Annotated in this window: 17 protein-coding genes and 8 pseudogenes; 18 read left to right on the forward strand and 7 right to left on the reverse strand. The window is 73.0% G+C overall.

Going from position 1 to position 21246, the window contains the following annotated elements; translation table 11 throughout:
* The 3 genes and pseudogenes from JNW87_RS17025 to JNW87_RS17035 form a co-directional block, all read left to right on the forward strand.
* Positions 1-742: pseudogene (locus JNW87_RS17025) on the forward strand (ComEC/Rec2 family competence protein); the annotation flags it as partial.
* A 224-nt stretch (positions 743-966) separates the two neighbouring features.
* Positions 967-1946 (forward strand): annotated as a pseudogene (gene holA, locus JNW87_RS17030) (DNA polymerase III subunit delta).
* Entirely contained in the window at positions 1943-2422 is a 480-nt protein-coding gene (locus tag JNW87_RS17035; protein ID WP_109799656.1) for a hypothetical protein, read from the forward strand. Before holA ends, JNW87_RS17035 begins: the two are co-directional and overlap by 4 nt.
* Before the next feature lie 141 nt (positions 2423-2563).
* Here the strand turns inward: JNW87_RS17035 and rpsT are convergent, their stop codons facing one another.
* Together rpsT and JNW87_RS17045 are read right to left on the reverse strand one after the other, a co-directional pair.
* Positions 2564-2830, reverse strand: coding sequence for a 30S ribosomal protein S20 (gene rpsT / locus JNW87_RS17040; RefSeq protein ID WP_109799657.1), 267 nt, complete (start codon positions 2828-2830; stop codon positions 2564-2566).
* A gap of 112 nt (positions 2831-2942) precedes the next feature.
* Positions 2943-3952, reverse strand: a pseudogene (locus tag JNW87_RS17045) (phosphotransferase).
* 77 nt (positions 3953-4029) lie between these two features.
* Between JNW87_RS17045 and JNW87_RS17050 the strand changes: the two are divergent.
* From JNW87_RS17050 to JNW87_RS17085, 8 genes and pseudogenes are all read left to right on the forward strand, one after another.
* On the forward strand, positions 4030-4566 hold the full coding sequence (locus JNW87_RS17050; RefSeq protein WP_109805728.1) for a DUF4240 domain-containing protein: 537 nt from the start codon (positions 4030-4032) through the stop codon (positions 4564-4566).
* Between the two features lie 117 nt (positions 4567-4683).
* Entirely contained in the window at positions 4684-6561 is a 1878-nt protein-coding gene (gene lepA / locus JNW87_RS17055) for a translation elongation factor 4 (RefSeq protein WP_109805729.1), read from the forward strand.
* Between the two features lie 317 nt (positions 6562-6878).
* Positions 6879-7166, forward strand: coding sequence for a GlsB/YeaQ/YmgE family stress response membrane protein (locus JNW87_RS17060; RefSeq protein ID WP_238454028.1), 288 nt, complete (start codon positions 6879-6881; stop codon positions 7164-7166).
* Between the two features lie 214 nt (positions 7167-7380).
* Positions 7381-7665 carry a GlsB/YeaQ/YmgE family stress response membrane protein gene (locus JNW87_RS17065; protein WP_089013026.1) on the forward strand — a complete coding sequence of 95 codons (285 nt, stop codon included), beginning with the start codon at positions 7381-7383 and terminating at the stop codon, positions 7663-7665.
* A gap of 229 nt (positions 7666-7894) precedes the next feature.
* Positions 7895-9187, forward strand: a complete 1293-nt coding sequence (locus tag JNW87_RS17070; protein ID WP_109800940.1) for a sugar ABC transporter substrate-binding protein — start codon at positions 7895-7897, stop codon at positions 9185-9187.
* Positions 9188-9272: 85 nt separating this feature from the next.
* A complete protein-coding gene (locus JNW87_RS17075) occupies positions 9273-10139 on the forward strand; it encodes a carbohydrate ABC transporter permease (RefSeq protein ID WP_238454030.1) in 867 nt (288 codons plus the stop codon).
* Positions 10136-10999 (forward strand): carbohydrate ABC transporter permease, encoded by an 864-nt coding sequence (locus JNW87_RS17080; RefSeq protein ID WP_238454031.1) that lies wholly within the window; start codon positions 10136-10138, stop codon positions 10997-10999. Before JNW87_RS17075 ends, JNW87_RS17080 begins: the two co-directional genes overlap by 4 nt.
* Positions 11000-11009: 10 nt before the next feature.
* Positions 11010-11653, forward strand: a pseudogene (locus tag JNW87_RS17085) (MOSC domain-containing protein).
* 19 nt (positions 11654-11672) lie between these two features.
* Here the strand turns inward: JNW87_RS17085 and JNW87_RS17090 are convergent.
* Together JNW87_RS17090 and JNW87_RS17095 are read right to left on the reverse strand one after the other, a co-directional pair.
* Positions 11673-12536, reverse strand: coding sequence for a hypothetical protein (locus JNW87_RS17090; RefSeq protein ID WP_201749534.1), 864 nt, complete (start codon positions 12534-12536; stop codon positions 11673-11675).
* Positions 12537-12643: 107 nt separating this feature from the next.
* A pseudogene (locus JNW87_RS17095) lies at positions 12644-13437 on the reverse strand (enoyl-CoA hydratase-related protein).
* Positions 13438-13456: 19 nt separating this feature from the next.
* Between JNW87_RS17095 and hemW the strand changes: the two are divergent.
* A pseudogene (gene hemW / locus JNW87_RS17100) lies at positions 13457-14679 on the forward strand (radical SAM family heme chaperone HemW).
* A 42-nt stretch (positions 14680-14721) separates the two neighbouring features.
* On the opposite strand, the gene JNW87_RS17105 reads toward hemW, so the two are convergent.
* Positions 14722-15342, reverse strand: coding sequence for a DUF4870 domain-containing protein (locus JNW87_RS17105; RefSeq protein ID WP_109800933.1), 621 nt, complete (start codon positions 15340-15342; stop codon positions 14722-14724).
* Here JNW87_RS17105 and JNW87_RS17110 point away from each other — a divergent pair.
* From JNW87_RS17110 to JNW87_RS17125, 4 genes and pseudogenes are all read left to right on the forward strand, one after another.
* Positions 15341-15490: a hypothetical protein gene (locus JNW87_RS17110; RefSeq protein WP_238454032.1), complete on the forward strand. Its 150-nt coding sequence runs from the start codon at positions 15341-15343 to the stop codon at positions 15488-15490. The two genes, JNW87_RS17105 and JNW87_RS17110, sit on opposite strands and share 2 nt — an antisense overlap.
* 83 nt (positions 15491-15573) lie before the next feature.
* The gene (gene hrcA, locus JNW87_RS17115) at positions 15574-16596 is read left to right on the forward strand and encodes a heat-inducible transcriptional repressor HrcA (protein WP_109800932.1); all 1023 of its coding nucleotides are present in this window, start codon (positions 15574-15576) and stop codon (positions 16594-16596) included.
* Positions 16597-16669: 73 nt separating this feature from the next.
* A pseudogene (dnaJ, locus tag JNW87_RS17120) lies at positions 16670-17816 on the forward strand (molecular chaperone DnaJ).
* Position 17817: 1 nt separating this feature from the next.
* Positions 17818-18552, forward strand: coding sequence for a 16S rRNA (uracil(1498)-N(3))-methyltransferase (locus tag JNW87_RS17125; RefSeq protein WP_109800930.1), 735 nt, complete (start codon positions 17818-17820; stop codon positions 18550-18552).
* A gap of 400 nt (positions 18553-18952) precedes the next feature.
* Here the strand turns inward: JNW87_RS17125 and JNW87_RS41520 are convergent, their stop codons facing one another.
* Together JNW87_RS41520 and JNW87_RS41525 are read right to left on the reverse strand one after the other, a co-directional pair.
* Positions 18953-19375 carry an SDR family NAD(P)-dependent oxidoreductase gene (locus JNW87_RS41520; protein WP_255420189.1) on the reverse strand — a complete coding sequence of 141 codons (423 nt, stop codon included), beginning with the start codon at positions 19373-19375 and terminating at the stop codon, positions 18953-18955.
* Positions 19357-19724, reverse strand: a pseudogene (locus tag JNW87_RS41525) (SDR family NAD(P)-dependent oxidoreductase). The gene JNW87_RS41520 and the pseudogene JNW87_RS41525 overlap by 19 nt, the downstream one beginning before the upstream one ends.
* 55 nt (positions 19725-19779) lie before the next feature.
* Here JNW87_RS41525 and JNW87_RS17135 point away from each other — a divergent pair.
* Both JNW87_RS17135 and JNW87_RS17140 read left to right on the forward strand, forming a co-directional pair.
* A complete protein-coding gene (locus JNW87_RS17135; protein WP_109800929.1) occupies positions 19780-20130 on the forward strand; it encodes a histidine triad nucleotide-binding protein in 351 nt (116 codons plus the stop codon).
* Positions 20131-20165: 35 nt separating this feature from the next.
* The coding region (locus JNW87_RS17140) for a serine hydrolase (RefSeq protein ID WP_238454033.1) at positions 20166-21246 on the forward strand (1081 nt) is incomplete at its 3' end.

Here is a 21246-nt window from a genome sequence, read left to right on the forward strand (position 1 = left end):
GTTGGTGGCTGCCGGTCGCCGCCGGTCGGGCGGTGGTCGTCGACGCCGGGCCCGACCGGCCGGTGTGGACGGCTGCCTGCGCCGGCTCGGCGTACGCGAGGTGCCGCTGCTGGTGGTCAGCCACTTCCACGCCGACCACGTCGGCGGGGTCGCCGGGGTGTTCCGGGGCCGCCGGGTGGCGGGTGTGCTGACCCCACAGTGGTCGGAGCCGGCCTTCGGGGTGTACCAGGTACGCGTCGCCGCGCTGGGCGGTGCGGCGAGCCTGCGTACCGCGCCGGTGGGCTGGAGCTGGCGGGCGGGGGGAGTGGCGCTGGTCGCGCTCGGCCCGCCGTACCCGCTGCGGGGCAGCCGGTCGGATCCCAACAACAACTCGCTGGTGCTGGCCGCCGCCGTGGCCGGAGTGCGGATCCTGCTGCCCGGCGACGCCGAGACCGAGGAGCAGCGGGCGTTGCTGGAGGCGTCGCCGTCCGCCGCCTTCCGGGCCGACGTCCTGAAGGTCGCCCACCACGGCTCGGCGTACCAGGACCCGGAGTTCCTCGACGCGGTCCGGCCCGCCGTCGCGCTGGTGTCGGTGGGTGCCGGGAACGACTACGGGCACCCCAATCCCGGGCTGCTGGCCCGGCTGACCCGCGTCGGTGCCCGCGTCCTGCGGACGGACATCGACGGCGACCTCGCGGTGGTCCGGGACCGGCGTGGACTGGCGGTGGTGGCCCGCGGCACCCGACCCGGGCGGCAGCCGTGACACCCGTGGCGCCCACGCCCGCCGGCTCGCAACAGCCCGCACATCCCGGCGCGAGCCGGCGTGCCTCGACCGGCCGGCGACGATCGGCGGAGTGACCGACCAATGGAGGCGGCTTGTTGCTATAGCGGGTGGATCGGCTTAAATGTCGGGATTCGCGCTGAGTGCGGGCTCTGCCGTCACAGTCGCCGATGAGCAGGCACGATCCGGTCGAGGGCCGTGCGAATATGGGCGACGTGACCCCCGCCAGCCTGCCCCCCATTCTGCTCGTCCTCGGCGACGAGGAGTTGCTCGCCACGCGAGCGGTCAGCGAAGCCGTCGCGACGCGCGCGCCGTCGACCCCGACGTGGACGTCCGGGAGTACCAGGCCAGCGCCGTGGCGGTGGGGGAGATCGCCGAGATGCTCAGCCCGTCGCTCTTCGGCGGCCGGCGGGTGCTCGTGCTGCACGCCGGGCAGGACGCCCGGAAGGACCTGGTCACCGCGCTGCTGGCGTACGCGAAGAACCCCGACCCGGAGGTTCAGCTCGTCGTGCTGCACCTCGGCGGCGCGAAGGGGAAGGCCTTCGCCGACGGGCTGCGCGCGGCCGGTGCGACCGTGGTGCCGGCGGCCAAGCTCAAGGGGCACCGGGAGCGGGTCGCCTTCGTCCGGGACGAGATCCGCCGGGGCGGCGGCCGGTGCACCGACGACGCGGCCGAGGCGCTCATCGCCGCCGTCGGCACCGACATGCGGGAACTGGCTGCCGCCTGCTCGCAGCTCATCGCCGACACCGACGGCCGGATCGGGGCCGACACGGTCGCCCGCTACTACCGCGGCCGGGTCGAGGTGACCGGCTTCACCGTCGCCGACGCGACCATGGTCGGTGACGTGCCTGCCGCGCTGGAGGCGCTGCGCTGGGCGCTGCACGTCGGCGTCGACCCGGTGCCGATCGCCGACGCGCTCGCCGACGGGGTCCGCACGGTGGCCCGGGTGGCCTCCGCCGGGCGGGGCAGCCCGTACCAGCTGGCCAGCAGCCTCGGCATGCCGGCCTGGAAGATCGAGCGGGCGCAGCGGCAGGGACGGGGCTGGACACCCGAGGGCCTGGTGCAGGCGATGCGCGCCGCCGCCGAGTGCAACGCGGCCGTCAAGGGCGGCGCCGACGACCGGGCGTACGCGCTGGAGCGGGCCGTCTTCTCCGTCGCCGCCGCCCGGCAGGGCGGCGCCCGGTGACCCGATCCCCCCGGACGGGCTGGGCGACGGTCCCCACCGACCAGGAGCGGTACCGACCGCTGTACGCCCGGGTCCTCGGGCTGCGGTTCGTCAACCCCGGCGGGGTGCTGTGCTTCCTCTTCTTCGAGGGCTCGATCGCGCTCGCCGTGCTGCTCGCCCTCGCCGAACTGGTCAGCTGGTGGGCGGTGCTGGTGCTGCCGGTCGCCGTGGCGGCGATGGTGAAGCTCAACGACATGGTCGCCGAGGTGGTGGTCCGCACCGCGGCGCTCGTGCCGGAGCAGGAACGGGACCGGTTCCGCCGGCAGATGGAGCCGGTGGTCGGCCGGGCCCGCGTGCCGTCCGCCCCGCGCGCGCTGCCCGGGGTGGTCCTCGCCTCCGACCCGACGCTGCGGGCCGCCCGCCCCGGCGACCAGGTCGCCCGGTACGACGAGGGCGGCACCTGGACCGACCCGGTCCGGCACGACCCGATGCGCTGAGCCGACCGCACCCGGGCGCCGGGGCCCGACGAGGGCGTGCCGGCCGAGAGCCGGACGGTGGCAGCGGGCGCGATCCCAGACGCAGACAGCCGGAAGCCCCGGGTCAGTGCCCGGGGCTTCCGGCAGATCTACCGGCGCTTGTCAGGCCGAGAACGAGGCGATGCGCTTCGCGATCGCCGACTTCCGGTTCGCCGCCTGGTTGGCGTGGATGACGCCCTTGCTGGCAGCCTGGTCCAGCTTGCGGGCGGCGTCACGCATGAGGACGGTGGCCTTCTCGGCGTCACCGGCCTCCGCAGCCTCGTTGAACTTGCGGATGGCGGTCTTCAGCGACGACTTGACCGACTTGTTACGCAGCCGGCGCTTCTCGTTCTGCCGGTTGCGCTTGATCTGGGACTTGATGTTCGCCACGCGACAGCCTCGTCTTGATAGCTCGGTTTGGTCTGCTTCACGCGCGACGAGCATGCGTCATCGCTGCGCGAAGAGCCAGGTTACCAGGTCGGCCGGGACGAGCCAAAACGACTCAGCCCCAGCTCCGCCGGGCGGCCAGCCAGCTGAGCGCCTGGTCGCCGCTCCACCGCTGGTGGGCTCGGATGTGCGGCGACGCGGAGGACGGGCCGGCGGCCGCGTTGGTGAGGAGGTACCCGGACAGTGCGGCCAGGGTCACGTCGAGCGCGTCCGGCGGCGCGCCGGCCGCCGCCGGGTGGGTGGCGAACGCCTCGTCCGCGGCGAGGCCGCTGGCGTACGCGGTGATCAACAGGCCGGCCAGGTCGAACCAGGCCGGCCCGTGACAGAGCCAGTTCCAGTCGCAGATCCAGGCCCGACCGGCGGTGTCGATCAGCACGTTGTCCACCCGCAGGTCGCAGTGGATCAACCCGGTTGGCGAACGGCCCGACCCGGCGGGGGAGGCGTCCGCGTACGCCGGGAGGCGGGACTCCAGCGCGGCCAGCTCGGGCAGCCGCGGCCGGGCCCAGGGCGGCAGCTCCGGCGCCGGCTCCCGGCCGGCGGCAACCTCGCCCCAGCAGAGGATGTCGTCGCGGGCCAGGTCGGCGAGGCGGGGCAGCCCGAGCCTGACCAGCTCCGCCGGTGGTTCGGCGAGGGCGGCCGCGACCTCGGCGTACGCGGCGAGGGTGGCGGTCAGCTCGGCCGGGTCCCAGGGCAGCCGGGGCGGGGCGCCGTCGACGGCGTCGAGGCAGACCGCGTACCAGCCGGCCTCGGTGAGCGCCCACCGTGGCCGGGGGACCGGCAGGCCGGCGGGGAGCCGGGCGAGGACGGCGGCCTCGTGGGCGTACCAGTCGACCAGGTGCCGCTGCGTGGTCAGCGAGGCCGCCTTCAGGAAGGCCCGCGCGCCGTCGGCGGTCTCCAGCACGGCGGCGAAGCCCCGGGTGAATCCGGCGCCGGCCACCGTACCGCGACCGGCGGGCCGCCGAGCCGCCCCGCGACCGCGTCCCGCAGGCCGGCCGGCAGCGCCGCCCAGGCGGGGCGCACGGCGGTGGCGTCGTACGGCACCGGGGGCAGCGAGATCGCGGGCACCCGCCCATGCTGCCCGACGGTGCCCGCCCGGTCGTGCCGGCGGTCGGGTGTCGGTCGGCTCTGCCAGACTGCCAGCCATGCGGACCGACGACTTCTGGCAGCTGATCGACCGGGCCCGGGAGGGCGGCGGGGGAGAGCCCGACGCCATCGCCGCCCGGGCGGTCGCCCTGCTGGCCGAGCGGGACCCGGACGACATCGTCGAGTACGCCCACCACCAGCGGCGGGTGCTCGCGGCGTCCTACCGGGTGGACCTGTGGGGCGCGGCCTATCTGATCAACGGGGGCGCCTCCGGCGACGGCTTCGAGTACTTCCGTGGCTGGCTGATGACCCAGGGCCGGGCGGTGTTCGCCCGGGCGGTCGCCGCCCCCGACTCCCTCGCCGAGCTGCCCCGCGTGCGGGCCGCCGCGCTCAGCGGCGAGGAGTTCGAGTGCGAGGACATGCTCGCGGTGCCCTGGGAGGCGTACCGGAAGGCCACCGCGGCCGACCTGCCGGCGGACCGCGACCCGGTGCCGGTGCCCGATCTGAACGACTTCTGGGACTTCGACGACGACGAGGAGGCGCGTCGCCGGCTGCCCCGGCTCGCCGCCCTCTTCGTCGAGCCGCCGGCGGAGTGACCGATCGGGCCTTCGACGGCAGCCAGGAGTGATCGGACCGCGTCCGGAGCGACGTGGGAGATAGAGGGGGCCGGCGCGTGCCGGCCCCCTCACGTCAGCCGACCAGAACGGACCGCTGTGCCACCGAAGCTCGATCCCGGCGCGAATGCTCCTGGTGCCACCGACCCCGGTCGCATCCGGAACTTCGGCATCATCGCCCACATCGATCACGGGAAGTCGACCCTGGCCGACCGGATGTTGCAGCTCACCGGCGTGGTCGACCCCCGGCAGATGCGTGCCCAGTACCTGGACCGGATGGACATCGAGCGCGAGCGCGGCATCACGATCAAGAGCCAGGCCGTCCGGATGCCGTGGACCATCCGCGAGGGTGAGCGGGCCGGTGAGCACGCGGTGCTCAACATGATCGACACGCCGGGGCACGTCGACTTCACGTACGAGGTGTCCCGGTCGCTGGCCGCCTGCGAGGGAGCCGTGTTGCTGGTCGACGCCGCACAGGGCATCGAGGCGCAGACCCTGGCCAACCTCTACCTGGCGCTCGAGAACGACCTGCGCATCATCCCGGTGCTCAACAAGATCGACCTGCCGGCCGCCCAGCCCGAGAAGTACGCCGAGGAGCTCGCCCACCTGATCGGTGGCGACCCGGCGGACTGCATCAGGGTCTCCGGCAAGACCGGCGAGGGCGTGCCGTACCTGCTGGACGAGATCGTCCGGCAGTTCCAGCCCCCGGTCGGCGACGCCGACGCCCCGGCCCGGGCGATGATCTTCGACTCGGTGTACGACGTCTACCGGGGCGTGGTCACCTACGTCCGGGTGATTGACGGGCGGATCAGCGCGCGCGACCGGATCAAGATGATGTCCACCGCCGCGGTGCACGAGCTGCTGGAGATCGGCGTCATCTCGCCGGAGATGGTGAAGGCCGACGCACTCGGCGTCGGCGAGGTGGGTTACCTGATCACCGGAGTGAAGGACGTCCGCCAGTCCCGGGTGGGTGACACCGTCACCATCAATTCGCGGCCGGCGGCCCAGGCCCTCGGCGGCTACAAGGACCCGAAGCCGATGGTCTACTCGGGCCTCTACCCGATCGACGGGTCGGACTACCCGAACCTGCGCGAGGCGCTGGACAAGCTCAAGCTCAACGATGCCGCGCTCGACTACGAGCCGGAGACGTCGGGGGCGCTGGGCTTCGGCTTCCGCTGCGGCTTCCTCGGCCTGCTGCACCTGGAGATCATCCGGGAGCGGCTGGAGCGCGAGTACAACCTCGATCTGATCTCCACCGCGCCGAACGTGGTCTACCGGGCCATCACCGAGGACGGCCAGGAGATCGTGGTGACCAACCCGAGCGAGTACCCGACCGGCAAGATCGCCGAGGTGTACGAGCCCGTCGTCCGGGCCACCGTGCTCACCCCGAACGACTACGTCGGCGCCGTCATAGAGCTGTGCCAGGGTCGCCGGGGCAGCCTGCTCGGCATGGACTACCTCTCCGCGGACCGGGTGGAGCTGCGCTACACCCTGCCCCTCGCGGAGATCATCTTCGACTTCTTCGACCAGCTCAAGAGCCGCACCAAGGGCTACGCCTCGCTGGACTACGAGCCATCCGGCGAGCAGGCCTCCGAGCTGGTCAAGGTCGACATCCTGCTGCACGGCGAGCCGGTGGACGCGTTCAGCGCGATCGTGCACAAGGACAAGGCGTACAACTACGGCGTCACCATCGCGGCGAAGCTGCGCAACCTGATCCCCCGCCAGCAGTTCGAGGTGCCGATCCAGGCCGCCATCGGCAGCCGCGTGATCGCCCGGGAGACCATCCGGGCGATCCGCAAGGACGTGCTCGCCAAGTGCTACGGCGGTGACATCAGCCGGAAGCGCAAGCTGCTGGAGAAGCAGAAGGAAGGCAAGAAGCGGATGAAGATGGTCGGCCGGGTGGAGGTGCCGCAGGAGGCCTTCATCGCCGCGCTCTCCTCCGACTCCGGGGACGGCAAGGCCCCCGGCAAGAAGTAGCCCCGCTCGCGTCACCCCAGCACGGCCGGCGCCCCGCCGGAGCGACCCGCACCCGGGTCCTCCGCGCGGGGCGCCGCCGTTCGTGGTCGTACCGTCGATGAATTTCTCCCGTCCCGGACGCCGTCGTCGGGTCGGCCGGCACCCGCTCCCACCTGCGGGGTGTCGCCTGCTGCCCGAACCGACGCGCGGCCCGGACATCGACCTTGCACGACGTCCGGCAGATTGACTCGGTTTGGATTTCCGGTCGCTCGGGCACTTAGCGGTCACGACAGGAACCACACGACACCGTGTGAAACTTCTGAAGAAGGAGGGCGACCGTGGAGCTCACCGTGTGGGGCATCATCACCGCCATCGTTGTTGGTCTCATCGTCGGCGCTCTGGGCCGCCTGGTCGTTCCGGGTCGCCAGAACATGCCGATGTGGCTGCACATGCTGATCGGTATCGGCGCCGCGCTGCTCGGTACGGTCATCGCCCGGGCGCTGGGCATCGCCACCGAGACCGCCGGTATCGACTGGCTGGAACTGCTGGTCCAGGTCGTGGTGGCCGCCATCGCCGTGGCCCTGGTGGCCGGCGTGGGTCGTCGCCGCAGCGTCTCCCGCTACTGACCCAGCCTGAACTGCCGAAACGGCGCGACCGGCAGGTCGCGCCCGTTCCGCATTGTGTCCAGGTGCGGCCGCACCGCGAAATATTCCACGGATTCGACCCCCAGGATGCCTTCGTCACCCGAGTCGGTTTGGGTTTTCGGCCGGTCGGGCAATTGGCGGTGACGGCAGGAAACACACGACAGCGTGTGACTCGATTACTGAAGGAGGAGCGACCGTGGAGCTCACCGTCTGGGGCATCATCACCGCGCTCATCGTTGGTCTCATCGTCGGCGCTCTGGGCCGCCTGGTCGTACCGGGCCGTCAGAACATGCCGATGTGGCTGCACATGCTGATCGGCGTCGGCGCCGCGCTGCTCGGCACGATCGTCGCCCGCGCCTCGGGCTTCGCCGACACCGCCGGCATCGACTGGCGGGAGCTGCTGCTGCAGGTCCTGTTCGCCGCCATCGCCGTGGCCCTGGTGGCCGGCGTGGGTCGTCGCCGCAGCGTCTCCCGGTACTGACACACCCTGAATTGCTGAAGCGGCGCCGACCGGAAGGTCGGCGCCCGCGTCGTGCGTGCCGCCCCGGACGCCCGCGACCTGCCGTCCCGGCACGCTTGCCCCCGCCCCCGCCCCCTGCGATACGGTCGCCTCGCCCGGTCCGCACGACTACCCCCTGTCGTAAAGGATTTTTTCCTACTAAGGTGCGGCGCAGAAGGTTAGTGCCAGACGGCGCGAGGGAGATATGGGCGTGAACAGGTGGAAGCGGCTGGCGCCGGTCACCGCCATCGTGGCCTCGGCCGCGATGGTGCTCGCCGGCTGCGGTGGCTCGGGTGACGACGACAAGGCCGCGGACAACAGCAAGCTGACGGTCTGGATAATGGGCGAGGGCGGCGACGCCCAGACCAAGTTCCTCGACGGAGTCGAGGCCGAATTCAAGAAGAAGCACCCCGAGACGGACGTGGTCGTCCAGTACATCCCCTGGCTCGAGGCGCCGAAGAAGTTCCAGGCGGCGCTCGCCGGCGGCGAGGGGCCGGACGTCACCGAGCTCGGCAACACCGAGACCCAGGGCTGGGCGGCGCAGGAGGCCCTCGCCGACGTCACCGACAAGTTCAACGGCTGGTCCGAGGGCAAGGACATCCTTCCCGACCTGGTCAAGAACGCCCAGCTCGACGGCAAGCAGTACGGCGTGCCGTGGTACGCCGGCGTGCGGGCCATCTACTACCGCACCGACTGGTTCGCCGAGGCCGGCGTGCAGCCGCCGACGAGCTGGGACGAGCTGGTCGCCACCGCGAAGGCCGTCCAGGCGAAGAAGCCGGGCACCTACGGCATCGCCCTGCCGGGCAACTCCGAGCTGCCGTTCTACTCCTTCCTCTGGGCCGCCGGCGGCGAGATCGCCACCAAGCAGGGCGACACCTGGAAGTCCGGCTACAACACGCCGGAGGCGCAGAAGGCGGTCAAGTTCTGGACCGACCTGGTGACCGTGCACAAGGTCGCCCCGCCGGCCGCCGCCGGCTGGAACGAGGTCGACGCCCGTACCCAGTTCGCCACCGGCAAGGCGGCGATGGCCTTCGCCGGCAGCTGGCAGGGCGGCGCGATGAAGAAGGACAACCCGGAGATCGAGAAGGTGTGGGGCACGTTCCCCATCCCCGGCCCGGACGGCAAGCCGGCCCCGGCCTTCGCGGGCGGCTCCGACATCGCCCTCTGGAAGGACAGCAAGCGGCAGGCCCTGGCCTGGGACTACCTGACCGTCCTGCTGAGCAAGCAGAAGGACCAGGAGTTCGCCAGCAGCCTCAACTTCTTCCCGGTCTACCAGGATCTGGTCGGCGGCGGCAACTACGCCAACGACAAGGTGATGGCCGCGTTCGCCACCACCATGCAGAACACCAAGCTGACCCCGCTCACCCCGAAGTGGGTCGAGGTCAGCCGGACCAAGACGGTGACCCAGGCGATGAACAGCTCGGTCATCAAGGGTCAGAAGACGGTCGAGAAGGCCACCGCCGACGCGGCCACCGAGATGGAAGGCATCTTGAACAGCAAGTGAGCTTACTGACCAAGAGCGCCGGCGAGGCCGCCGCGTCGACCGCCTGCCGTACCTGCTGCTCCTGCCCTGCCTGCTGATCATCGGGGTGCTGCTGCTCTGGCCCCTCGGCCAGGTGGTGGGCATGTCCTTCTACAAGCTGGACAGCGTCCGGCAGCTGCGCGGGGACCGCGAGTGGCCGTGGGTGGGGTTCCACAACTACGCCCAGATCCTCGGCGACCCGTTCTTCCGTACGGTGCTGCGCAACACGGTGCTCTTCGCCGCGGCCAACGTGGTGCTGACGATGATCCTCGGCACCCTGGTCGGGCTGCTGCTCAACCGGCTCGGCAAGCGGATGGCCACCTTCGTCGCCAGCTGCGTGATGCTGGCCTGGGCCACCCCGGCGCTGACCGGCACCATCGTCTGGAAGTGGATCTTCGACGACACCAGTGGCCTGGTCACCTGGCTGTTCAACAAGCTTCCCGACGGGCTCTCCACCGCCCTCTTCGGGCGCAGCGACTGGACCGGCTACGGCTGGTTCAACGATCCGCTGCTGTTCTTCTCGATCCTGACCCTGGTGGTGGTCTGGCACTCGTTCCCGTTCATCGCGGTCAGCGTGCTGGCCGGGCTGAAGAGCGTGCCGAGCGAGCTGCAGGAGGCCGCCCGGGTGGACGGGGCCGGGCCGTGGCGGGTCTTCTGGTCGGTCACCTTCCCGACCCTGCGACCGGTCTTCGGCATCCTGGTGGTGCTCTCCACGATCTGGGACTTCAAGGTGTTCACCCAGCAGTTCGTGCTGGCCGGCGGCACCCAGGACCGGTCGACGTTCATGCTCTCCATCTACTCGTACGCGGAGGCGTTCTCACCGCCGCCCAAGTACGGCCTCGGGGCGGCGATCGCCGTCATCCTCACCCTGATCCTGCTCGTGGTGACCGGTGTCTACGTCCGGATGGTGCTCCGGCAGGAGGACGAGTCGTGAAGAAGTTCGCCCTCAACGGCGCCGGCCTGCTGGTCGCGCTCTTCGCGGCCTTCCCGGTCTACTGGATGATCGCCACCTCGCTGAAGCCGAACCGGGAGATCTTCTCGGCCACGCCGCGCCCGGTGCCGGCGGAGCCCACCCTGGAGCACTACCGGGAGATCCTCACCGGCAACCTGATCCCGGGCGTGACCTTCGCCGACTTCTTCCTCAACAGCGCCCTGGTCGCGCTGGCGACGGTGCTGCTCAGCGGCCTGGTCGCGCTGCTCGCGGCGACCGCGGTGGCCCGGTTCCGGTTCCGGCTGCGCACCACGTTCCTGATCCTGCTGCTGGTGGTCCAGATGATCCCGCTGGAAGCGCTGGTCATCCCGCTCTTCCTGATGATCCAGCGGCTCGGGCTCTACAACACGCTGCCCAGCCTGATCCTCACCTACCTCGGCTTCTCGCTGCCGTTCGCCGTGTGGATGCTGCGCGGCTTCGTGGCGGCGGTGCCCAAGGAACTGGAGGAGGCCGCGGCCATCGACGGCGCGAGCCGGGCCCAGACCTTCCGGCGGATCCTTTTCCCGCTGGTCGCCCCGGGGCTGGTCGCCACCAGCATCTTCTCCTTCATCACCGCGTGGAACGAGCTGATCTTCGCGCTGACCTTCATCAACGACCAGGACAGGTACACCCTGCCGGTGGCGATGACCTTCTTCTTCGGGCGGGACGACACCGCCTGGGGGTCGGTCATGGCCGCCTCGACGCTGTTCACCCTGCCGGTGATCGTCTTCTTCCTGCTGGTGCAGCGCCGGATGGTCTCCGGCCTGGTGGCCGCGCCGTCAAGGGCTGATCACCGGCTGTCCCGCCGATCCGCGCCCGACTAGGCTCACCGCCATGACGGGCAGGCTGGCGGCGGTGAACCTCGGCGTGGTCACCGAGGCGGAGTGGGCGGGCGACCCGAGCGGTCGCAGCGGCATCGACAAGCGGCCGGTCGACGGTCCGGTGCTGCTGCGGGTCGACGGGGTGGCCGGCGACTTCATCGGCGAGCGGGCCCACCACGGCGGGCCCGACCAGGCCGTCTACGCCTACGCCGAGGAGGACGCCGACTGGTGGGCGGCCGAGCTGGGCCGGGGCATCCGGCCCGGCGGCTTCGGCGAGAACCTGACCACGTACGCGGTGGACGTCACCGGGGCGGTCATCGGCGAGCAGTGGGCCATCGGCGACGCACTGCTCCAGGTCACCAAGCCCCGCACGCCGTGCACCACCTTCGCCGGCTTCTGGGGGATGCCCGACCTGATCAAGCGGTTCACCGCGCGGGCCGCGCCCGGGGCGTACCTGCGGGTGCTGCGGGAGGGTGAGGTCGGCGCCGGCGACCCGGTCGAGGTGGTGGCGCGCCCGGCGCACGGGGTGACGATCGGCGAGGTGTTCCGGGCGACGAGCCTGGAGCCGGCGCTGCTGCCCCGGCTGCTGGACGCCCCGGAGCTGCCCGAGCGATCCGGGAGAAGGCCCGCCGCCGGCTCTCCGGCAGCCGCCCCTGACCGTGGCCGGTTGGCCGGCCTACGTGTCGGCGAAGACCTCCGCCAGCACCTGGGTCGGGGTCGCCCGCCCGTCGGCCACCTTGGTCCAGGTCCCCTGCTCGGCGGTCCACTCCAGGCCGCCGAAGCGGACCCGCTTCACGCCGTGGTCGTCGGCGTGCGACACCAGCCAGTGGGCGTACCGCCAGCCGTTGCGGCTGTCCGTCGCCGACACCGCCAGGCCGGTCAGGTCGGTCGGGGAGGCCACGCCCGGCAACCCCCAGTCGAGGGTCAGCCCCTGGATCAGCGCGGCCGCGGCGGCCTGGCCGCGCATCGCCGGCGTCGGCCCGACCGTGCAGGCCACCGCGCCGGTCGCATGGCCGAGCAGCGCGCGGGTGAGGACCTGCGACTCGTCCGCCCACTTCTGGTACGCCTCGGGATAGGCCGACCGCTGCACCCGCTGGGCGGCCTCGGTGACCCGCAGCTCCTCCCAGCCCTTGACCTTCTTCAGCGCCGCGTAGAACCGGTCCGCCGCGTAGCGCGGGTCCTGGATCTGCTCGGCGGTGCCCCAGCCCTGGCTCGGGCGCTGCTGGAACAGGCCGAGCGAGTCCCGGTCGCCGTGGGCGAGGTTCTTCAGGTGCGACTCCTGGTACGCCGTCGCCAGCGCCACCACCACGGCCCGCTCGGGCATCCGGCGCTGTGCGCCGATTGCCGCGATGGTGGCCGCGTTGGCCATCTGGTCGGCGCCGAGCACGACCCGGCCGTCGGCCTGGACGGTGCAGGTGCGGCTGGCCGCCGGGAGGCGGAGCTGGGGCGCGACGTGCCGGGCCACGAACCAGATCCCGAGGAGGGCGACGACCGCCACCACCACACCGGCTGCCCCGATTGCCCGAGTTCGCACCCGCACCTCCTGTTCGACAGTCCGCCAAGCGTACGTCCCCCGGAGCGCCGCCCGGGTCGTCCGACCGGTTGCCTCCCGTTCCGTCACCACTCGGCCACCGCGAGCGTCCGTGGTCAGCCGGCGGCGTTCCCGGTCGGCACCCAGGCCGCGTCCCTTTTCTCGCGGAAGGCGAGAACGCCCTCCCGGCCCTCGTCGGAGAGGAAGTACCCGGTGGAGAGGGCGGCCAACTCGGCGATCTCGGCGCGCAGGTCGGTGGGGGCCGGCCGGCGCAGCAGCTCCTTGGCGCCCGCCAGGGCCCGCGGCGCGCCCCGGACCAGCGAGTCGCAGTAACGGGCCACCGCCGCGTCCAGCCCGGCCGCCGGCACGGCCGCGGTGACCAGACCGATCTCGGCGGCCCGGCGGCGTCGAAGGTGTCCCCCGTCAGGTACAGCTCGGCGGCGGCCCGGGGATTCAGCCGGGGCAGCACGGTGGCCGAGATGACCGCCGGGATCACCCCGATCCGCACCTCGGTGAAGGCGAAGGTCGCCTCCTCGGCGCAGACCGCCAGGTCGGCCGCCGCGATCAGGCCCAGCCCGCCGGCCCGCGCCGGCCCGGCCACCTTCGCCAGCACCGGCTTCGGGCACTCCCGCACCGCCACCAGCACGTCGCCGAGCATCCCGGCCGGCACCGTCCCGCTGGCGTACGCGGCGGCGGTCTCCTTCAGGTCCGCGCCGGAGCAGAAGACCGGGCCGGTGTGGTCCAGCACGATCGCCCGGACCGCGTCGTCGGCGACCGCCGCGGCCAGCCCGGCCAGCAGCCCGGTCATCAGCGGGGTGGAGAGCGCGTTGCGGTTGTGCGGGCTGTCCAGGGTGAGGGTGGTCACCCCACGGGCCGTGGCGACCCGCACGAGAGCGTCCGGAGAGGTCATGCCGGGCACACTAGTTGCCATGCCCGGCGCTCTTCCAGAAGGTGAATCCGTCCCGCGTGACGGGTCGCTGCCCGCCGCCGCCACCCGCGCGGTCGGCGCGCGCGGTTTCGGCGTGTACGTGCACGTCCCGTTCTGCGCCAGCCGCTGCGGCTACTGCGACTTCAACACGTACACGGCGGCCGAGCTGGGCGGCGGGGCCAGCCGCGAGTCGTACGCCGACACCGTGCTGGCCGAGCTGGCCCTCGCGGGCCGGGTGTTCGGTGACACGCCGCCGCGACGGGTCGACACCGTCTTCGTCGGCGGCGGCACGCCGACCCTGCTCCCCGCCGACGACCTGGCCCGCATTCTGGCGGGGATCGACCGCACCTGGGGGCTCGCCGCCGACGCCGAGGTGACCACCGAGGCCAACCCCGAGTCGGTCACGCCGGAGTCGCTGAAGACGCTGCGGGCCGCCGGCTACACCCGGATCTCGCTGGGCATGCAGTCCGCCGCGCCGGGCGTGCTGGCGATCCTGGACCGCAAGCACAGCGCCGGGCGGGCCACCACCGCCGCCCTCGAGGCGCGCGACGCCGGGTTCGACCACGTGAACCTGGACCTGATCTACGGCACGCCGGGGGAGCGCGCCGAGGACTTCGCCGCCTCGCTGGAGCAGGTCGTCGCGGCCGGGGTCGACCACGTCAGCGCGTACGCCCTGATCGTGGAGGACGGCACCCGGCTGGCCGCGCGGATGCGGCGCGGCGAGCTGCCGTACCCGAGCGACGACGTGGCGGCGGACCGCTACCTGGCCGCGGAGGCGCCCTCGACGCGGCCGGTTTCTCCTGGTACGAGGTGTCCAACTGGACCCGCTCGGCGGCGGCCCGGTGCCGGCACAACCTGCTCTACTGGACCGGCGCCGACTGGTGGGGCCTCGGACCGGGGGCGCACAGCCACGTCGGCGGGGTGCGCTGGTGGAACGTCAAGCACCCGACGACGTACGCCGAGCGGCTCGCCGCCGGGGGGTCGCCGGGCCTGGCCCGGGAGGTGCTCACGCCCGACGAGGCGCACATGGAGGACGTCATGCTGCGGCTGCGGCTCGCCTCCGGGCTGCCGCTGGACGTGCTGGACGACGCGGGGCGGGCCGGGGCGGAGCGGGCCCTGGCCGGCGGGCTGCTGGCCGCGCCGGAGTACGCGGCCGGCCGGGCGGTGCTCACGCTGCGCGGCCGGCTGCTGGCTGACGCGGTGGTCCGCGACCTGCTGCCCTGACCGCCGATCGCCCGGCCGACCCGCGGGCCGGCCGGCGGGGCGTCACTTGACCAGGCTGATGCTCATCGGATAGCGGTAGAGCTGGCCCTCGTTGGCCTTGACGCCGGCGAGGATGCCGAACAGGACGCCGATGATGACCGCCGCGCCGACCGCGAGGAACCCGATCACGATGCAGGCCAGGACCCAGCCGACCAGGCCGACGATCGACCAGAGCAGCTGGAAGTTGAGCGCCGCGACCGCGTGCTGACGCACCGTCGGCGACTGGTTTCCCCGGGCCAGCATGGCGACCAGCGGCGGGAGCCAGCCCAGCACGCCGCCGCTGACGAACATCGCCGCCGCGCCGCCGAAGTGCGCGACCAGCGCCCAGGTCTTGTCCTCGTTGTTGGCCCAGCCGCCGCTGGCGCCGTACGCGCCGCCGGTCGGATAGCCGCCGCCCGGCGGCGGATAGCCGCCCGGAGGTGGGTAGCCACCCGACGGCGGCTGGCCGCCGGAGGGCGGGGGATAGCCACCGGGCGGGGGATAGCCGCCCGCGCCCGGCGCCCCGGACAGTGGTGCGGTGGGTGGCTCGTCCGCCGACGAGCCGTACGGTGCCGACGGCGGGGTCGGGTCCGGCGGCTGAGCGCCGGCGTCCCCCGCTCCGGGAGGGCGAGGTGGTTCAGTCATGGACGTCACGGTAGGGGTTGCCCGCAAGGCGCACCAGAGCGAGATCGCCCGGGATGTCCGGCTGAACGGCTCTGGCGCCGTGCTGGGTGGCGGGCCGGACCCCCGTGGTCCGTCGCTGATCATCGCGTCAGGGGTGGCGCCGACGTAGACTGGCACTCGCTACAGTCGAGTGCCAGGTGCCCGGCCCGCCCCGGACCACCGGCGGGTCGAGGTGCTTCAGGAGGTGGGGAGATGGGTCTCGACGACCGCAAGCTCGCCGTGCTGCGCGCGATCGTCGAGGACTACGTCGCCACGCAGGAGCCGGTCGGCAGCAAGGCCCTCGTCGAGCGACACCAGCTGGGCGTCTCCCCGGCGACGGTGCGCAACGACATGGCGGTGCTGGAGGAGGAGGGCTACATCCGGCAGCCGCACACCAGCGCGGGCCGGGTGCCCACCGACCGCGGCTACCGGCTCTTCGTCGACCGGCTCTCCCGGGTCAAGCCGCTCAGCCCGGCCGAGCGCCGGGCCATCGAGCGCTTCCTGGTCGGCGCGGTCGACCTGGACGACGTGGTGCACCGCACGGTCCGGCTGCTGGCCCAGCTGACCCGCCAGGTCGCCGTGGTGCAGTACCCGAGCCTGGCCCGCTCCTCGGTGCGCCACCTGGAGCTGGTGCCGATCTCCACCACCCGGCTGATGCTGGTCATGATCGCCGATACCGGGCGGGTCGAGCAGCGGCTGGTCGAGCTGCCCGCGCCGATCGCCGCCGACGACGTCATCGACCTGCGCCGGCTGGTCAACGAGAAGCTGGTCGGCAGCCGGCTCTCGGAGACCCCGCCGCTGGTCCAGGCGCTGGTCGAGGAGTCGGCCCCGCACCTGCGGGGTGCCATGACCACGCTCTCCACCGTGCTGCTGGAGACGCTGGTGGAGCGGCACGAGGAGCGGATCGCGCTGGCCGGGACGGCCAACCTCACCCGCGGTGGACTGCTCGACTTCCAGGGCTCGCTGCGCCCCATCCTTGAGGCGCTCGAGGAGGAGGTCGTGCTGCTCAAGCTGATCGGCGAGGCCGAGCCCAGCACCACCCGGGTGCTGATCGGCGACGAGAACGAGATCGACAACCTGCGCGCCGCCTCGGTGGTGAGCACCGGGTACGGACCGGGGGCGACCATCGTCGGTGGCCTCGGGGTGCTCGGGCCCACCCGGATGGACTACCCCGGCACCATCGCCACGGTGCGGGCCGTGGCACGCTACGTGGGCGAGCTGCTGGCCCAGAACTGACCAGTAAGGGCCGACGGCCGGCTCCGGCCGCCGACCGGCGCAACGCGAGACGAACATGAGGACACGGAACGCAGTGGCCAGGGACTACTACGGCATTCTCGGCGTGAGCCGGGAGGCCTCCGACGACGAGATCAAGCGCGCCTACCGCAAGCTGGCGCGGCAGTTCCACCCGGACGTCAATCCGGACCCGGAGGCACAGGAGAAGTTCAAGGACATCAACGCCGCGTACGAGGTCCTCTCGGACGACCGGAAACGGCAGATCGTCGACCTGGGCGGCGACCCGCTCGCGCCGGGCGGCGGGGGCGCCGGCGGTCCGGGTGGTCCCGGCGGGGCCGGCCCGTTCGTCGGCTTCCAGGACATCATGGACGCCTTCTTCGGCGGCGCCGCGGGCGGCGCCCGGGGGGCCGCGCCCGCGGACCCGGCCGGGCGCGGACGCGATCCTGCGGCTGGAGCTGGACCTGCACGAGACCGCGTTCGGCGTCGAGGCGCCGATCACCGTCGACACCGCCGTGCTCTGCACCACCTGCTCCGGCGCCGGCACCGCGGCCGGCACCCACCTGGCCACCTGCGAGGCGTGCGGCGGCCGGGGCGAGGTGCAGTCGGTGCAGCGGACCTTCCTTGGCCAGGTGGTCTCCGCCCGGCCGTGCACCGTCTGCCAGGGCTACGGCACCACCATCCCGCACCCCTGCCCGACCTGCGCCGGCGACGGCCGGGTGCGGACCCGCCGCTCGCTGACCGTCAAGATCCCGGCCGGGGTCGAGGACGGCATGCGGATCCGGCTGGCCCAGCAGGGCGAGGTCGGCCCGGGCGGCGGCACCGCCGGCGACCTGTACGTGGAGATCCGCGAGCGGCCGCACGACGTCTACTCCCGCAAGGGCGACGACCTGCACTGCCGGGTCACCGTGCCGATGACCGCCGCCGCGCTCGGCACCCGGCTGACCATCAAGACGCTGGACAGCGAGGAGACGGTCGACGTCAAGGCGGGCACCCAGCCGGGCAGCACGCTGCGGCTGCGCGCCCGGGGCGTGCCGCACCTGCGCGGCACCGGCCGCGGCGACCTCTACGTCCACCTGGACGTGCGGACGCCGACCAAGCTCGACGCCGACCAGGAGCGGATGCTGCGCGACTTCGCCAAGACCCGGGGCGAGGAGGTTGCCGAGCTGACCAAGCAGGGCGGCTTCTTCTCCCGGATGCGCGACGCCTTCAACGGGCACGCCTGACGTGTCCGCCCCGCTGTTCCTGGTGGAGGCGCTGCCCACCGGTGACGCACTGACGCTGGACGGCCCCGAGGGGCACCACGCCGCGAACGTACAGCGGCTGCGGGTCGGCGAGGAACTGCTGCTGGCCGACGGTCGGGGTGGCACGGCCGCCGCGGTGGTCACCGCCGTCGGCAGGGGCACCCTCGACCTCCAGGTCACCTCCCGGGGGTACACCGACGCGTCCGTCCCGCGTGTCGTGGTGGTACAGGGCATCGCCAAGGGCGACCGGGGTGAGCTGGCCGTGCAGGCGATGACCGAGGTCGGGGTCGACGAGATCGTGCCCTGGGCGGCGTCCCGCTCGGTGGCCCAGTGGCGCGGCGACCGGGGCGTACGGGCCCGGGAGAAGTGGGCGGCGACCGCCCGGGAGGCGGCCAAGCAGGCCCGCCGGGCCTGGCTGCCGGTGGTGGCCGGGTCCCCGGACGAGTCCACCCAGACGGTCGTCCGGCGGATCGCCGGGGCGGCCGGCGCGTTCGTGCTGCACGAGGAGGCCGAGGAGCGGCTGACCACCGCCGACCTGCCCGCCACGGGCGAGATCGTGCTGGTGGTCGGCCCGGAGGGCGGCATCGCCCCGGCCGAGCTGTCGGCCTTCCGCGAGGCCGGCGCCCGCCCGGTCCGGCTCGGGCCGTCGGTGCTGCGCACCTCCACGGCCGGCGTGGCGGCCCTCGCCGTCCTCGCCACCCGCCTCGCGCGCTGGTGACCCGCGCGTCCGCAGCCGGCTTGCCGTCCGCGTGATGAGCTTCGCCGTCTCCGCCCTTCCCGCCGTCTCCGCCGGTCGCTGGCTGAAGATCCACACGATGTTCCGGAAACTACGGTGTGTCCGGCGCACGTGATGCCGCCGTCTCCCGCAACTCGCGTGAGTCGCCCCGCCCGCCAGAGGAGTTCCAGCACGCCCTTTGCTCTGCTGCAGCCCACGCAACACTCACGGCCCGGGAGTGTTGCGTGGGCTGCAGCAGAGCAAAGCGTGCGTAGGGAATGTCCGCGCCCGCATCGAGCGCTCGCATCGAGCACCGGGCATCGAGCACCGGGCCTTGAGTGCAAAGCCCTGAGTGCCGCGCCTCAAGTGCCGGGCGTCGAGTGCCGGGCCGCGAGCGGCGGGGTCAGGTGCGCAGGTAGGAGGCGCCGTTGAGGTCGACGATGGTGCCGGAGGCCCACTCCGCCTCGGGACTGGCCAGCCAGTGGACGGCGGCGGCGATCTCCTCGGGGCGGGCGACCCGGTTGAACGGGCTCTGGGCGCGGATGGCGGCACCGTTCTCGCCGGTGAGGTGTTCGGTGGTCATGTCCGTCTCGACGAAGCCGGGGGCCACGGTCGCCACCGCGATGCCGTACGGGGCGAGGGCCAGGGCCAGCGACTGACCGAGCGCGTTCAGCCCCGCCTTGCTCGCCCCGTACGCGGGCTGCTGCGGCTCGCCCCGGAACGCGCCGCGGGAGGAGACGTTGACGATCCGCCCGCCCCGCTCCCGCATGTGCTGGGCGGCGCACCAGGTCACGTTGGCGGCCCCGGTCAGGTTGGTCTCCAGCACCAGCCGCCACTGCTGGCGCCACTGCTCATAGGTGTTGCCGAAGACCGGGTGCGGCAGGTCCGCGGCCCGTACACGCCGGCGTTGTTGACCAGGACGTCCAGCCCGCCGAGCCGCTCCGCCGCCTCGTCCACCATCGCCCGGACCGCGTCCGGGTCGGCCAGGTCGGCGCGGACCACCACGTGGCCGTCGCCGGCAGTTCGTCGCGCAGCTGCTCGGCCAGCTCCGCCGAGTCCCGGTGGTGGATCGCCACCCGGTCCCCGCCCGCCGCGAACGCCCGCGCCACCGCGCGGCCGATGCCGCGCGAGGCCCCCGTCACCAGTACCGCCCGAGAAGTCACGCCGGACATCATGCCCGGCGCGGCCGGTGGCGGCGCGGCGGGTCCGGGCAGCGCTTAGCATGCCCGGATGGGAACCGACTGCCTGTTCTGCCGGATCGTCGCCGGGGAGATCCCGGCCACCATCGTGCGGGAGACCGCCACCACCCTCGCCTTCCGGGACATCGACCCCAAGGCGCCCGTCCACGTGCTGGTCATCCCGAAGGAGCACTACGCGGACGTGGCCACCCTCGCCCAGGGCGACCCGGGCCTGGCCGGTGAGGTGCTGGCCACGGCCGCCGTGGTGGCCGAGGAGGAGGGGCTGCTCGCGGACGGCTTCCGGCTGATGTTCAACACCGGGTCGTACGCCGGCCAGGAGGTCTTCCACGCGCACGCGCACCTGTTCGGCGGCGCCCCGCTCGGCCCGATGCTCGCCCGCTGAGGGCTCCACGGCGGCCCGCTCCTTACACTGCTGGCATGATCACCGTGAACGACCGGCTGGAACGGATGGTGCGGCAGGCGCAGGCCCGGGGCCGGGTGCCGGCGATCTCGGCCGCCCTGCACCGGGCCGATCGCCCGCTCTGGAGCTGCGCGGTGGGCGACACGGGCAACGACACGCCGGTCGGCCCGGAGTCGGTGTTCCGGATCGGCTCGGTCACCAAGACCTTCACCTCGGTGCTGGTCATGCAGTGCCGGGACGACGGCCTGCTGGACCTGGACGACCCGATCGGCCGGCACCTCGACCTGCCGGCGCACGGCGAGCTGACGGTACGCCGGCTGCTGTCGCACACCGCGGGCCTGCAACGCGAGCCGTACGGCGACGTCTGGGACTCGCTGCGCGCGCCCGGCGTGGACGAGCTGCTCGCCGACCTGGCCCGGGTCGAGCGGGTGCTGCCGACCGGCCGGCGCTACCACTACTCCAACCTCGGCATGGCGCTCCTCGGCGAGCTGGTCGGCCGGCTGCGCGGCGGCACCTGGGCGGAGGTGCTGGCCGAGCGGGTGCTCGTCCCCCTGGGGCTGACCGCCACCGGCCCGACGCCCGGCGACCGGGCCGCGACCGGGTTCCTGGTCGACGCGTACTCCGACGAGGCCCACCCCGAGCCGCCGACCGACTTCGGGGCGGTGGCCCCGGCCGCCCAGCTGTGGAGCACGGCCCCGGACATGGCCCGCTGGGCGGCCTTCCTCGCCGACCCCGCCGCGCTCGATTCGACCGGCGCGGTGCTCGCCCCGGCCACCCTCGATGAGATGCGCTGGCCGCTCACCACCACCGATGAGACGCTCTGGGTGGCCGGTTTCGGGCTCGGCCTGATCCTGGTGCCGCAGCCGCAGCGCGTGTTGCACGTGGGGCACGACGGGGCCATGCCCGGTTTCCTGGCCGCCGTCTACGGCCGCCGCGGCGGCGAGGGCACCGCGGGCGCGATGGGCTGCGCGGTGCTCGGCTCCTCCGGCACCGGCGTGGCGGTCTTCGACCTGCCGCACCAGTTGCTCGCCGCCGCGGCCGAGCACGACCCGGCGGACGTCGAGCTGCTCGGGGTGGACGAGCGCCGCCCCGGCGTCC

The sequence above is a fragment of the Micromonospora sp. ATA51 genome, from assembly GCF_016802855.1.
Classification (GTDB): Bacteria; Actinomycetota; Actinomycetes; order Mycobacteriales; family Micromonosporaceae; genus Micromonospora; species Micromonospora sicca.

Bases quoted from the DNA above. Each gene is read 5' to 3' on its own strand.
- JNW87_RS17050 (WP_109805728.1), top strand. From the start codon at position 4,030: ATGCGGACCGACGACTTCTGGCAGCTGATCGACCGGGCCCGGGAGGGC.
- JNW87_RS17110 (WP_238454032.1), top strand. From the start codon at position 15,341: ATGGACGTCACGGTAGGGGTTGCCCGCAAGGCGCACCAGAGCGAGATC.
- JNW87_RS17105 (WP_109800933.1), bottom strand. From the start codon at position 15,342: ATGACTGAACCACCTCGCCCTCCCGGAGCGGGGGACGCCGGCGCTCAG.
- hrcA (WP_109800932.1), top strand. From the start codon at position 15,574: ATGGGTCTCGACGACCGCAAGCTCGCCGTGCTGCGCGCGATCGTCGAG.
- JNW87_RS17135 (WP_109800929.1), top strand. From the start codon at position 19,780: ATGGGAACCGACTGCCTGTTCTGCCGGATCGTCGCCGGGGAGATCCCG.